The sequence below is a fragment of the uncultured Barnesiella sp. genome (assembly GCF_946496565.1).
In the GTDB taxonomy this organism is placed as follows: Bacteria; Bacteroidota; Bacteroidia; order Bacteroidales; family Barnesiellaceae; genus Barnesiella; species Barnesiella merdigallinarum.
In genome coordinates this window covers 112,387-126,463 of record NZ_CAMMHD010000002.1, presented here as the reverse complement: position 1 = coordinate 126,463, position 14,077 = coordinate 112,387, and the positions used below count along the sequence as shown (strand labels likewise).

General features: G+C 51.8%; 10 protein-coding genes. 2 read left to right on the top strand and 8 right to left on the bottom strand.

Annotation, left to right across the window (positions count from 1 at the left end):
- The first annotated feature begins 3 nt into the window (after window positions 1–3).
- Complete coding sequence (locus Q1K76_RS01550; RefSeq protein WP_087407368.1) at window positions 4–483, top strand: DUF4252 domain-containing protein; 480 nt, start codon at window positions 4–6, stop codon at window positions 481–483.
- Between the two features lie 94 nt (window positions 484–577).
- Here Q1K76_RS01550 and Q1K76_RS01545 read toward each other — a convergent pair whose 3' ends face one another.
- Genes Q1K76_RS01545 through Q1K76_RS01535 form a run of 3 tightly spaced genes read right to left on the bottom strand, consistent with a single transcriptional unit; the run spans window position 578 to window position 2,378 of the window.
- Window positions 578–1,168 carry a hypothetical protein gene (locus Q1K76_RS01545; RefSeq protein ID WP_300130520.1) on the bottom strand — a complete coding sequence of 197 codons (591 nt, stop codon included), beginning with the start codon at window positions 1,166–1,168 and terminating at the stop codon, window positions 578–580.
- Entirely contained in the window at window positions 1,165–1,452 is a 288-nt protein-coding gene (locus Q1K76_RS01540; RefSeq protein ID WP_300130517.1) for a DUF2089 family protein, read from the bottom strand. The genes Q1K76_RS01545 and Q1K76_RS01540 overlap by 4 nt, the downstream gene beginning before the upstream one ends.
- Window positions 1,449–2,378 carry an alpha/beta fold hydrolase gene (locus tag Q1K76_RS01535; RefSeq protein WP_300130706.1) on the bottom strand — a complete coding sequence of 310 codons (930 nt, stop codon included), beginning with the start codon at window positions 2,376–2,378 and terminating at the stop codon, window positions 1,449–1,451. Before Q1K76_RS01535 ends, Q1K76_RS01540 begins: the two co-directional genes overlap by 4 nt.
- Before the next feature lie 260 nt (window positions 2,379–2,638).
- On the opposite strand from Q1K76_RS01535, the gene Q1K76_RS01530 reads away from it, so the two are divergent.
- Window positions 2,639–3,757, top strand: a complete 1,119-nt coding sequence (locus Q1K76_RS01530; protein WP_298663458.1) for a DUF362 domain-containing protein — start codon at window positions 2,639–2,641, stop codon at window positions 3,755–3,757.
- Between the two features lie 57 nt (window positions 3,758–3,814).
- Here the strand turns inward: Q1K76_RS01530 and Q1K76_RS01525 are convergent, their stop codons facing one another.
- The 5 genes from Q1K76_RS01525 to Q1K76_RS01505 all read right to left on the bottom strand — a co-directional run bounded on the left by Q1K76_RS01525 (window position 3,815) and on the right by Q1K76_RS01505 (window position 13,758).
- Window positions 3,815–5,335, bottom strand: coding sequence for a DUF3943 domain-containing protein (locus Q1K76_RS01525; protein ID WP_300130515.1), 1,521 nt, complete (start codon window positions 5,333–5,335; stop codon window positions 3,815–3,817).
- A gap of 336 nt (window positions 5,336–5,671) precedes the next feature.
- Window positions 5,672–7,330, bottom strand: coding sequence for a hypothetical protein (locus Q1K76_RS01520; protein WP_300130512.1), 1,659 nt, complete (start codon window positions 7,328–7,330; stop codon window positions 5,672–5,674).
- Window positions 7,331–7,359: 29 nt separating this feature from the next.
- Window positions 7,360–8,694: an alpha-L-fucosidase gene (locus tag Q1K76_RS01515; RefSeq protein ID WP_300130509.1), complete on the bottom strand. Its 1,335-nt coding sequence runs from the start codon at window positions 8,692–8,694 to the stop codon at window positions 7,360–7,362.
- A 388-nt stretch (window positions 8,695–9,082) separates the two neighbouring features.
- Complete coding sequence (locus Q1K76_RS01510) at window positions 9,083–11,731, bottom strand: AsmA-like C-terminal region-containing protein (RefSeq protein ID WP_300130507.1); 2,649 nt, start codon at window positions 11,729–11,731, stop codon at window positions 9,083–9,085.
- Window positions 11,732–11,742: 11 nt separating this feature from the next.
- Window positions 11,743–13,758: a tetratricopeptide repeat protein gene (locus Q1K76_RS01505; RefSeq protein ID WP_300130504.1), complete on the bottom strand. Its 2,016-nt coding sequence runs from the start codon at window positions 13,756–13,758 to the stop codon at window positions 11,743–11,745.
- Window positions 13,759–14,077 lie beyond the last annotated feature (319 nt).

Below are 14,077 nucleotides of genomic sequence, written 5' to 3'. Positions count from 1 at the left end.
ACTATGAAACGACTTATTTATACGCTGTTATGGATGGCTCTCGGGCTGTTCTCGGCCCAGGCTCAAAACTCCTCCATATTCGACCAATTCTCCAACGAGAAAAACGTCACCTATGTCAACATATCCAAAGCACTGCTGAACATGATGCCCGCGGGGCAGCTGGAGGTCGATGCCCTCGACCTGAAAAGCGTCATCAACGACCTCGACCGCATCCAGATTCTTACTTGTGAAGAGGATGCCAACCTGATCAAGCGCATTCGCAAGGCCAGCTCGGCCTACTTCAAGAAAGCCCCCTATGAGGAGTTGATGCAGGTAAAGGACGACGAAGAGTCGGTTGTCATCTACATCTATCCCAAGCCTCAGAAAAAAATCAAGGAACTGGTGATGCTGGTCGACGACGGCAGCGAAGAGTTTGTGCTCATACAGCTCACCGGCGATATCTCCATCAGTCAGCTCCAGAGTCTGACCAAAAACATACAATAACGAACAGCACACGATTTTCTCATACGAACGAAGCGGCTACCGGGCATTCATCCCCGATAGCCGCTTCACTTTTTCTTGAGTCATATCTCTCCGCTCAATAGCAGAGCCCTATCAAATAGCGGCAGAGTATATCACCGCCAAAGATACCGATGATAAAGACCAGCCACAGGTTTCGCCCCTTCAGATTACAAGCGACCGATATGGCCCTAAACATCCAGTACAATACCCATATCGTAAGCAACAGGCTCACGGCACCGAGCCACACAACTGCCAGCAGCCAAGTCGTGTCGGAGAGCAGCCGGTCGGCCGCCTGCAACGACTGTATTTTCACGATCTCGTGCATCGGGGGTAATGCCATGAAGAGCGAGAGCAGCACAAAGGGCAGTTGGGCAAAGGCGACGGTTCCCAACACATCGACGGGCCGCACATGCGAACGGCTGCAAAACAAGGCCAAAAGATAAATCAACACCGAGGGTACCAGCCAAACGGCCAAATGCTCGACCACAAAGCACCACCACGCCCCGTTGGGAGTACCGCCATAGTGCAGCAGGCCATGAAAATGAACTCCGCCCACAAATGCGATAGCCGTAGCCACCACGATACCTGCCACACCCCACACGAGCGAGGTGTAACCGGCTACCCTGTAAAAGGGATTTTTCAAAAATGCCAAAACCGTTTTCATCATGCCTCCATATTATTCAGTTTCTCAATCAAATCGTCCAGATAGTTGCGCACCGTAGGGTAGCTCACCCCCATCTGCTTGGCCATATCCTTCAGGCTTCCGCTCGCTTTTACAAACTCGAGTATGAAGCGTTGCTCCTCTTCGGTCAGCCGGGTCAGAACCGGCAGGTCAAACACGCCCGACACTTCGGTGCCACACTGGTCGCAAACCATCTTGGCGACCTTCAACGGAGCCTCACACGCCGGGCAGCGCAGCGGCAATCGTTTTTTCGTTTCGTTTTGATTCATGGCTTTATAAATTTTTCGATTACGTTCAACAACTCCTCTACGACCGGCAGGTCGGGATTGGTATAGGTAGCCTGCTGCACTCCGGCATCGACCGTGTCGCACGACTTCAATACGTGATTCATGTTCTCGATGAGATGCAACTCGGCCTGAGACTGAGCCGCCTTCAACGCTTCGGCATCCCCTACCGATACCTGTATATCCTTATCGCCCTGGACCAACAGCACCGGCTGCTCCAAACGGGCCACTACCTCCCGCGGATCGTACCGATACCACGACATCAGATAGGGTTGCACCGAGGGGCGATACAGCGCCATCAATCCCACAGGTACGTCGTTCACAGCCTTTCCGGCCCGCAACGAGTCGTTAATGTTCTTCACCAACTGGCGCACCTCGGCCGGCTGGTTGCTCATCTGAGTCTCGATAATCTCATAAGCCGGATGTCCCGCACCAGCTATGGAGACGAAACCTTTTACTTTCGCATTCCCTTCACTGGCCAGCATGCCTATCAACGACCCCTCGCTATGCCCCACGACAAAGATACCCGAAAAACGGCTATCCTCACTCAACAGCTCTATCCACCCCCGGGCATCGGCCACATAATCGTCGAATCGCAAATCCTTCTCCTCCTTACCGGCCGCGGCACTCGAGGCAATGCCCCGCTTGTCGTAACGCAGCGAGGCGATACCCCGCCGGGCCAACCCTTCGGCCAGCAGTTTCAACGAATTGTTTTTAAGGGTGACGGCTCCCAGCAGCGAATTGCCATCCATATCGGTAGGACCCGACCCGGCAATAATCAGAACTACCGGCGGACGTTCGACATCGGGCAGCATCACCCTTCCCTGGATTTCACCCGTAGGAGTACCGAGCGAAATCGGTTGCTCCCCGGCAGCCCAGCAGAGCATCGGGAACAAGGCTGCCAGCATCATCAGTTTTACGTTTTTCCGTTTCATCGCTATACTTTTATCGGTTAAATTTCTTCTACAAATATAGTATTACTTTTCCATAAATAAAATAAAAGTTCAATTTTATTTATATAGAAATAAATTTTATTCAATTCTTGCTCTACCAATAGCAGTTGTATTCCGATATTTTTTTTCGTACATTTGTTTCAGAAAAGAGAGGGAGGCCCACTACCAATCAGAGGGTCTTCTATACAGTACACGACATTCAACTAAAACAAACTGTTATGGAAAAGTCAAAGGTATTTTTCACCAATCTGCACACCACCCCCTCGAGCAACCTGCTCGACAAGATGGAGCGGTTAATCAAACGGGCCGGTATCGAGACCATCGATTTCAAGGACCAGTTTGTAGCTATAAAAATCCACTTCGGGGAGCCGGGCAACCTGGCCTACCTGCGGCCCAACTATGCCGCCCGACTGGCCAATCTGCTCCGTTCGTGGGGTGCCAAACCCTTCCTCACCGACTGCAATACGCTCTACTCGGGCCGACGTGCCAATGCCGTAGACCACCTGCAAAGCGCCATGGAAAACGGCTATAACCCCATCTCGGCCCAATGCCAGGTAATCATTGCCGATGGTCTGAAAGGGACCGAATACCGCGAAATACCCCTGAATGGCGAATATTGCAAAGCGCCTAAAATCGGGGCTGCCTTGGCCGATGCCGACATCGTTATCTCGATGACCCATTTCAAGGGGCACGAGCAGGCCGGATTTGGCGGAGCCTTGAAAAACCTGGGTATGGGTGGTGCCAGCGTGGGCGGCAAACTGGAGCTGCACTGCAACTCGCAACCTCGCATCGATATTGACAACTGCAAGGGGTGCAACGTATGCGTGAAACACTGTGCCCACGACGCCATACACCTCAATGCCGACCACAAGGCCGTAATCGACTACGACAAATGCGTAGGTTGCGGACAGTGCGTAGCCTTGTGCCAACACGATGCAGCCGTCATGGGCGAAAGCGATACCTCGGAACGGCTCAATTACAAGATTGCCGAATACACGCAAGCCATCTTGAAAGATAAACCCAACTTCCACATCAGTTTCATCATGAACGTGTCGCCCGAGTGCGACTGCTGGAATCACAACGATGCTGCCATCGTGCCCGACCTGGGTATCCTGGCCTCGTTCGACCCCGTAGCTCTCGACAAGGCTTGTGCCGATCTGGTGATTGCCGCTCCGGCCATCGACGGCAGCCGTCTGGTCGAGAAGCATCCTCACGAACATCTCGAAGGTGCCGACAAGTTCCACCTGATGCACCCCGACACCAACTGGCAAGCCGGTCTCGAACATGCCGAAAAGATAGGATTAGGTACCATGCAATATGAACTGATTACCGTCTGACCGACGGCAACCGGTTCATCATCTTTCCCCGACTGCACTCCCGATGCGACGATGCGCTCAAATATGATACGAGAGCATCAGTCGAAATTCAAACGTATCGGAACGCACGTCGGGGAAATATTTATAATGGGTTTTACGTCGATACCAGGCCGTCTCGGCTGCAATAGAGAGCTGAGGAGCTATGGCAAACGAGGCTCTGAAGTTCAAACGCTGTAACCGGGCATTGCCCACATCGCCCTGCGCATTGAGGTAGTTCTGGTCTATATGCTCATAATCTTTCTGTTCATAGCCTTTCCAGGTGAAAATGTGGTAATTCTCAAAAGCCAGATAGAGCCCCAGCTTTTGCCGCAGCGAAAAGAGCCCGTTGACCCGCACGCTATACCCGCTGCCCATATTGTAGTCCCGGTCGTGAAACTGAAAGTAGTCACTCAACGAACCACCTAACACAATGCCCGACAGAAAGCCATTCAGCGACAGGCTATTGTTGCCTTGAAATCGGGCCCGATACAACAAACCGGGGCCGTATGAGACCGTCTCGGCTATGCGGAACGGTGTGTATGACGATTCATCCGAAAAGCTCTCACTGTCGTAATAGTTATAATTCTGGAAGATACCGGCAAACAGCTCGTTGCCATTGGCATAGTCGTGTGCCCTACCCCATATCGAGGCACAGATACTGGCCTCACCGATAGCCGGCTGACGAGAAAAGAGATTCAACAACATACGTGCCGTAAAATGCTCGAACGGCTCATTCCCCTCGATCTCGAACGGATCGTTATAAACCATATTAAATCCAATGAACCCGATATGTCGGCTGCGATTGGGCTGTGAGTCAAAACAGTTGAACACCCGATAGCCGGCATCGAACTGAAAATAGAAGGGCACGGTGGCCATACGATCGACATAACGAGGGCCCACGCGCCAGGCCTCGCCGGTCATCAATCGATTGACTCCACGCACCGGGTTGAGTATCAAGCCCACCGCCTCGTGTGCAAAGCGATTCCACCCCCGAGCCTGCCCGTTGAGCGCAAGCGACGACAAGCGATAGCTCACCTCGCCCAGCGCCATACCGCCCAGGGTAGTAGAAATAATATCGTTGGTCGAAGGTGGCTGCAACTCCAGAAACAACTCCCAGATGGAGCTGCCAAACAAGGCATAGGGAGCCGATTCCCAGAAGTTCAAACCGTTGGAGCGTGCACAGTTGAAATACAATCCTCCCTGATAGGGATGAAAAAAGAGGTTGGTGTTGAACTTGTCGTTATCCCACAAGAACCCCGTCTTAAAATTGTTTTTAATCGACGACCAGGTAATCTGTGCATAGTCTTCGTGAATGATATAACGGGTAATAATGTGAAACAGCGCATTGGTTCCCACCACCTCTACCCCCGACAACCATAGCCGTTTGCGAGGAGGGGCTGCTATATCCCAATCGGGATTACTTATCTCTTGGGGTACCTGAAAAGCGGTATCGACACGACTGCTGTCGACTCGGGCCTCCATACCCGACGAATCGATTGTAACGGCATGCTGAGAAGACATGGCTCTGTTCACGATACAGCTGTCCATGCCGACTTCCATAATCTCTCTCCTATATATCGAATCGGGCTCTGCAGCCGAAACGTACGAGACGAAAAAAGGGAGGTTCACACCTACCCATATCCCTAAAATCTTTTTACCTGCTTTCATTCTTTCTTATTAACAGAGTGCCAAGATAAGGAATAAACCAATACGAAAATCGGCTATGCGAGTTATCGAAAAACGATACCGCATTTTGGAACAATCATTCCCAGGCTTCACCTCCGAGAGACATCTACACCGCACCCATATATAAACCGGCCGGGCGATACGGAAAGAGGCCACCCCGTAACCCGAGGCGGCCTCTTCTTTAATCTATGTTCGTACGAATCGACCCGATTAACGTACAATACACTTTTGACCATTTACAAAATAGACACCGGCCGGCAACTCGATTACTTCACGTCCGGCAAATTTGCCCGTAGCATAGCAAGCGCCGTTGACATGAACTACCGAATAGTCAACCTCCTCGTTGCTGAGCAGCTCGATTTGGTTTTCACCGGCAATCACTCTCAAGCCGTCGTTCTCCGACTCCTGGATACCTACCGATTTGTTTTCGAACAAGATTGTGATGGCAACATCGCCGTCGATATATTCGGCCGGGATTGTAATCAAGCCATCTTCGCTAAGCTCCATATTATCGACTTTCCACTGGCGGTTACCGAACAGATACTCTTCGCCCTCGTGGTTGTAACCGTGCTTGATTTCGAGACCGGTAATGTCGTAGTTGTCGTCCATGGCAATGTTGAACGAGAAGTCTTCGCCAAAGGGAATCTCAGCAGGCAGAGCCGAACCGTCGGCGGCAGTCACTTCGCACATTCTGGCTACTACATTCAAAGCCACATTGTCGCGGTGTACATTGGCCAGGTAATCGACAATACCACCACCATTGGCTACGACCGAGTTGTCGGAAGCCGGGTTACCGGCAGCCACCGAGCTATCCCAGTCGACCTTGCAACGGATGCGGTAGAAGCCCGGCGCCATGTCGGAAGCAAGCGTAAATGCAGGAGGATCGAGGCTTGTATCGTTCGAAGCCGATGCACCGGTACTGTTATAGCCCGACAAATAAGAATAGGCGACCAAATCGCTGCTGGCGGTAGGAACATTGTTCTGAATATCTACATCGAAACGTCCGTCATTGCCTTTATCGATGTATACATATCGGTGCATCCAGCTACCGGTGTAGGTAAATTCTACATTGACGGTCTCGCCCACCTTCAATTCGATGGGATCGGCCGAAGTCTTATCGACATATACGGTTCTTTCGCTTGCGATATCCGACTCATACGAAGCGCCCATATCACCCGAGAATGCAAGGCCCTCGAGAGCACGGTCATTACGGGTTTTCTCTTGCGTAGCCTCGAAGTTCAAGGGATAGGGATCGAATGTAAAGCGCTGTTGCGAATCGTCGTTGATGAGAATCTCGTCGAAATAGGCCACGTAATCGGTTTCGGTAGCCAGGTGCGAGTCTACATCGGGCACAATGACAATGCTGTGCAGTTCGGCAGCGTCGTTGCCATACACACTGAATACGGCATCGACCCATTTGTTGGCGTCGAGCTCCTTGGTTGCAGCCGTCACAAACTGTACGGTCGTAGCCGGCTGATCGGCCCAGTCGTTGCGTTTACCGAGTCCAACGAGAGCCACCCGACCGGCCACGGGTTTATACATCAGCACATGGATATATTGCGGTGTAGGCGACAGGGCAATAGGCGCAGTCAAATCGATGCGGGCACCATACAGGTGGCTGCCATATCGCGAACGCTGGAAAGCCAAAACCTTGGCCGACCCGTTTATATCGTCGGATACCGGGTTGTCTACCACCGCAATCTGGCCGTTCAGCAGTCCGGTATTGAACGGAGACTGGTCCCAATAATCATAGGTGGAGATTGCGCTGTAATCAACTTCCTCAAACTGGCACAAAGTAGTTTCGGCATATCCACCAAATGCCCAAAGCAACGAAACGGCACCAATGAGGTTCTTATATATTCTTTTCATCTTTTACAATTTTAGATAGGATTGATTTGTTAGAAAACCGAAACGGTACTGATGAGCGGACAGGCTTTGCTGTCGGTTATCTTCACACGGATATAACGGGCCTGCGTACCACTGCCATACGAGGTAGTGTCGTCGTTCTTGGCCATGATGCGTTTGTAACCGATTGTGGTACCGGTAGCAAACGAATCCCACGAACCGTTGTCCTGGCTGGTTTCAATAGTAAAGCCCTTTACGCGTTGTCCCAGCGCGATATACTCTTGCAGGGTAACGTAGTGAATCGTTTTCAGCTCGCCCAAATCTATAACGAAAGTACCCGTAGTTTCGTCGTCGTTGGTAGCCCAGTAGGTAGTCTTGTCGCCATCGGTCATGTTCGAAGCGGCAAAATTACCCGGGGTACGGGTCTGCTCGGCCGTTACATTGGCGTGCAAGGCCATGTCGTTGCTCAAACGCTCGGTGAGCAATGTACCCAGACCGCTGAGGCTCGTGCGTACGTTGTCGGGCATTTTCCCGTCGCTGTTGGGGGCACAGTTCATAATCAGCGTAGCATTGCGGCCTACACTCTCGAGATAGATTTTGAAGAGTTGCTCGGCCGACTTGGCTTGTTCCGACGAGGTCCAGAACCACTTTGACGTCGTTCTTACATCGACCTCAGAGGGCATGAACAGCAGACCGTCTTCGGCACCTACATTATTGGTGGTTTCGCTATTGACTGCGTTTACGTCGAAATTGGACCAGCAGGTCTTGCCCGAATAACCGTCTTCGTTACCGCACCAGCGGAACTCACGGCCCCACACGACACAATTGGGCTGCATTTCGTGAATACGTTGCGTGAGGTTATCCCAATCGTAATAGGTCTTTTTGTCGATTGTACGGGTTGTCGGGTAAGATCCGCCATAGTAACCGCTACCGCCGTTGGCACCGTCGAACCAGATTTCGAACAATTCACCGTATTTGGTACAAAGCTCGGTAATCTGTTTCAAGAACACGTCGGTCACATAGGTGCTCGAGGCATAGTATTCGTTGCTGGCATCCCACGGCGACAGATATACACCGAATTTCATACCATATTTTTTACAGGCTTCGGAGAAGAGTTTGGGAATATCGACCTGCGCACTTACCCCGCCACCGTTCGTCACACAGAAATCGGTGCTCTCGGTAGGCCACAGACAGAAACCATCGTGGTGCTTGCAGATAACCACGGCCCCTTTCATACCGGCAGCGTGCATCGATTCTACCCATTGGTCGCAATCGGGAATCGTCTGCGGTGCATACTCTTTAGGATTGGGCCGGCGATCATTTCCCCACTCGGTACCCATAAAGGTATTGGGTCCATAATGCGAGAATCCATAAAACTCGGTCTCCATCCAGTTTAATTGTCTCTCGGTAGGTACCGGAAAAACAGGAGCCGGAATATTATCGGGATTCGGGAGGTTTTGCTTCGTAAAATCTTGCGATTTCACAGAAAAAGTCATACTTGTCATTCCTATGACAAGCGAGGCTAATGTTAATCTTTTACAGATATGTCTCATAATATTATATATTTAACCTTACAAAGGTAAAATCCACATCGGAATAAAGCAAATACAATTTATATTTTATATAGCATTGTTAATTCATAATCGCTTCACTCCTCCTTGGCCGGGTATAGATACAGCGAAGAGGGGAACCCGATCGGTTATACCGACGGGTTCCCCTCCTCTGAATATCATCTACGGGTACATTGTACCTCTGTATTCTCTGCTACAACATCGATTACTTGCCGCTTCCGTACTGTTTCTCGATTAGCTTCTCGGCCTCTTCCTTCAAGTTCTGGGCCTGCTTCTCGGCCTCCTCGACCAGCTTCTTGCCGGCTGCCTGAGCAGCTATCTTGGCCAACGGATTCGAGGCTTTTTCCACCAGTTTCTCACTCTCGGACTGGGCGGTTGCAATCAGTTTGTTTCCGGCATCCTCGGCCTGTTTGCGAATAGCGGCCTTCTGGGCCTCCACATCCTCAGCATCGACACCCAGCACTTTCGAAGCAACCGTACTGGTCACCACATTCTTCACCACCTCCTCGGTATTCAGCTTGATCGAAGGTTTCGTAAAGGTTCCCCCGATGGTAGCCGATACGTTGCTCAAGGCGCCAGCTCCAGGAATATTGATTTTGGCCGTGTAGTCGATAGTCTGGTCGAGCCCGGTGACACCCGAGAGGTTCATGGTGATGTTGCCCATCTTGATGTCGAAAGGCGAAGTCTTCACCTTGCCGTCGGCTATGGCAAAGGAGATTTTCAAATCCTTGGCCTCGATGTTGCGCAACTTGTCGTTCTTCAACAGGGTTGCCAACTGGCTGAACACCTCGATATTCTGCAACTGTATATCGTTCGACTGGATAACACCTTGAGCCGTCAAAGTATTCAGGTCGGGCGACATCTGGCTGTCGAGGGCCGACTTCAAATCGAATTGAACCGAATAGGTTCCGCCCGTTTTGGCAAATATGGGAACAATCTGCTTCACCATATCGAGTTGATCGAACGTCTTCTCGAACGAGGCTTTCTGTATATCGAGGTCGAAGTTGACTTGCGGCTGCAATGCGTTCTGGGCCGTCGAATAGGTACCGTTGGCCACCATCGTACCGCCGAAGGCTTTCAAGCTGAGCGGAATCATGCGCACGGCCCCGTCGGCTACGACCAGTTTGCCCTTCACCTGCTCGAGCACCATCTTCTGGAACAGAATCTTGTTGAACGAGGCGTTCAGGGTCATGTCGATATTCTTGGGCACCTCGATAGCCGAGAGGGCTGTCGTATCGGCCTCGGCCGTCGGCTCTTCGGTCGCTTCGCTCTCGCCCATCAGTTCGTTCAAATCGAGCAGCGACGAGGTAACCGTTAGGGTACCCTTTATCGTCTCGTCCTTCAATACATAAGCCAGATAGTTGGTGAGTGAGCCTTGGGCCTGCAGGTCGCTCTGCCCTACCTTCACATCAAGTTGCGAGAGCGACATGGCCTTGGCCGAAATCGAGGCTTGAGCCTTCTTCACCGCTACGGCAGGCATTCCCTTCATGGTCAGGTCCATGTCGGCAATCGAGAAGGTACCTTCGCCCTGTATCTTTTCGTAGTTCTCTTTTTCAATATCCGACATGCGTCCGGCCAGGCGCAAATCGGCGGTAACGATACCGCTCAGACTGATTGAGTCGCCCAGCGGATAAATATCCTTGACTTTACCCAGATGTACCGTACCTTTAGCCGTAGCCTTGAAATTCAAATCGGAGATGGGCGTGGCGGCATAGAGCGTAGCCTGGAAGGGATTGCCGGCCATATTGAGCCGGAAGTCCGACAAATCGATGATTGTCTTGTCCAACACACCGCCGGGATTGCTCACGGTAGCGGCTATCTGAATACCGTTGACCGAGGCAGGCATCCCTTCGTAGCTGAAAGTGGCATCTTTCACACCCAGCGTAAGGCCGAATTGCGGTACCGTATCACCCACCATGCGGCCCTTGGCAAAGGCTGTGAGCGACATGTTGCCCGTGGTGCGCAACTTGTCGAAATTGTTTTGGTAGATGGCCGGTATCAACGACAATATCTCTTTAAAGTTGATTTCGGGCGTGTTTATCTTCAGGTCCATATCCATGGCCCCGTTGTCGAGCATGGCCACCCAACCGTCCAGGTTCAAAGTAATTGCATTGAGGCTCAACGAATTTTCCTTCAAGGTAAACTTGCTGTTCTTCAAATCGGCCGATACCGTCAGCTTGGCTTCGGTCCGGGCCTGTTTCAGGTAAGAGGCACCGCCCATGGCAAAATAGATATTCTCGCACGAGAGCTTGCTATCTATATCGGTCACGTCGGCACTCATGTCGCCCGAGAGTTTCAGGTTCAACTTGTCGGTATAGAACTGCATCTGGGTCGAATCGTCCAGATAGACAAGGGTGGCGTCGATAATCTTGAAGTGTTTCAGTTTCAGCCTGAAAGCCGACGAGCTCTCCTCCTCGACCGTATCCTCCTCGGCCACGGTATCGGGTTTCATGATATCCCAGTTTACCCGCCCGTCGGCCAGCTTCACAGCCTTGACGGCCGGCCGGTCGAGCACGATGTAGTTCACATCGAAACCCTCGTCACCGAAAAGGCTCATCACATTGACAGCCACATCGATAGAGCGAGCCGATACCAACGTATCGCCCTCGAAGTCGCCCACGCCCGAGAGGGAGAGCCCATTCAACTCGATCGAGGCACTGGGGAAATGCGAGAAGAGGCTGATGTGAAGCGACTCGAAGTCGAGCCGGGCATTCAACATCTCGTTGGCCTCCTTCTTTACAATGTTCATCACTTTGTCTTGGAAAGCAAAGGGCAAGACAAACATCAATACCAAAATTGCCGCCAGGGTTATGCCGGTAATTTTCAAACCTTTTTTCAGACTTTTGTTCATCATGGTCGCTATTATTAGTTGTTCTGTTGTCGTTTCTCACGCAGCTCCTCGGCTATGGCCCAGTGGCGGGCAGCCATGTCGGGCATATCGAGTTTGATAAAGGTGTCGCCCAAGCGATCGTGGGCCGTGGCATGGCCCGGTTTCTGCTTCACGGCCTTGGCAAAATCGGAGAGTGCCGAGTCGTAATCACCCTGCTTGTAGCGCAACTTGCCCCGGTTGTAGAGGGCCTTGAAGTTGAGCGGGCTCAACCGCACGGCCTCGTTGTAACAGGCCATGGCCTCGTGCTCGTCGCCGCTATCCTCGAGCGTAATGCCCTTGCGTACCCAGGCATCGACCATCGTCGGGTCGAGCGACAGCGCCTTGTCAAAGTTGGCCAAAGCCGCCCGCACATCTTTGGCCTTGGTGATGCACTCGTTGCCCAGCAGATAATACTCCCGGGCATACTGGCGCAGCACCGCATCCTTATCGGCCAAAGCCTGTTGCAATTCACGGTTCCGGTCCTTCAACCGGTTTATCACATCCAGCTTGCGGCGGATATAGCGCTGGATTACCGGCTTCTCAATGTCGTACCGGGTGTGAATGGCCTTGAAAAACGATTGCAGCATGCGGTCGAAGTCACCTTCGTCGAAGGCTTTCACCGTATCGGCATACAGGCGGTCAGCCTGTGCCAGCTTGAGCGACTGCTCGATGAGCGCCGGGTTGTTGAACTCCCGGCTGAACCGCACAATATCGGGGTTGACAAAGATGTCGCGGTGCATGATAGGCTTCTTCAGGACAATCCCCTCCAACGACTTGCAGCGGCTCAACGCCACATAGGTCTGCCCGCCGGCAAAGGCGCCGCCGGTAAAGTCGACAACCACCTTGTTGAAGGTCAATCCCTGGCTCTTGTGCACCGTAATGGCCCAGGCCAACCGGATGGGAAACTGCACGAAAGTACCCAGCACATTCTCCTCGATGCTCTTCTCTTTCTCGTTATAGGTATACTTGATATTCTCCCACACACAACGCTCCAACTCATACAGTTCGCCCGACTCGAGCACGACCTCGATTTTCTCGTCGGGGGTAATGTCCGACACGATGCCTATCGTGCCATTCACCCACCGGCGTTCGGGATCGTTTTTGATAAACATGACCTGAGCCCCCTTCTTGAGGACCAAATCGAGCAGCGTGGGCAAACTTCCTTCCGGGAAATCGCCTTTGATTTCACCGTGAAAAGTATGCTCCTCGCCCGGCAGACGAGCCAGCCGGTTTTCGTTGATATAGTCGACCTGGTCGCGACGGGTTGCCAGGGTAATCGAGAAATCATCCTGATTGCCATCGTATTGCGGTATATAGCGACTGTTCAGGATCGTGAGCTCTTCGCGAGTAGCCGTGTTGTTGCGTATCTTGTCCAGAATCTCGACAAAGCGGCTGTCCTGCTGGCGGTAGACCGTCTGCAACTCGATAGGCACCAGAGCCATCTCGTGGAACACCCGGGCCGAAAAGAAATAGGCATTGGGATAGAAGCGGCCCAGAATATCGCGCATGTCGGCCGTCACCACCGGCTCCAACTGATAGACGTCGCCCACCAGCAGCAACTGCTTGCCACCGAACGGCAGGCGCATGTTGCCCGAATAGACGCGCAATACCCGGTCGATGAAATCGATCATATCGGCCCGCACCATCGAAATTTCATCGATGATAATCAGCTCGACCTCACGCAAGAGCTGGCGTTGCTTTTTGTTGTACTTGAGCAGGTCGTAGATGCGACCGCCGGTCAGACTCAAGTCGGGATCGTCGGGCAGCATGGGCCGGAACGGCATCTTGAAAAACGAATGGATGGTGCTGCCGCCCACATTGATGGCGGCCACTCCCGTAGGAGCCAGCACAACATGCTTCTTCTTCACATGCTCGCACACATACTTCAAAAAGGTAGACTTGCCTGTGCCGGCTTTTCCGGTAAGGAATACCGACTGATGCGTATAGCGAATAAGGCTCAAGGCATCTTGAAACTCTTTATTCGTTGTATCTATGGTGGGCTGCTTGTCCATGAGGGCATTTCTGTTTTTCGACTCTTTTTCAAAAGTAATAAATGGCAGAGAGACAAAGGGAGACTTCCGTTTTTCATTCGTCCATACCCTGCCAACTACGACCTTCTATCCAAAGGTAGCGATTTCTTTTTATATAAAAAAATTATTGCCGTCCGATAAATCAGAACTGCACAGACCTTCAAACGCAAAGAGAAAGTAGAGTATATGCTACTCATTGAAGAGTAAAAGAAAAAGGGAGAATCGTTCGGCATCGAGTCGATAGATTTTTCCTTTTTATATTCTCTCTGTTCTTTTTTATTGTTGTAGTTAGAGAGCAAGG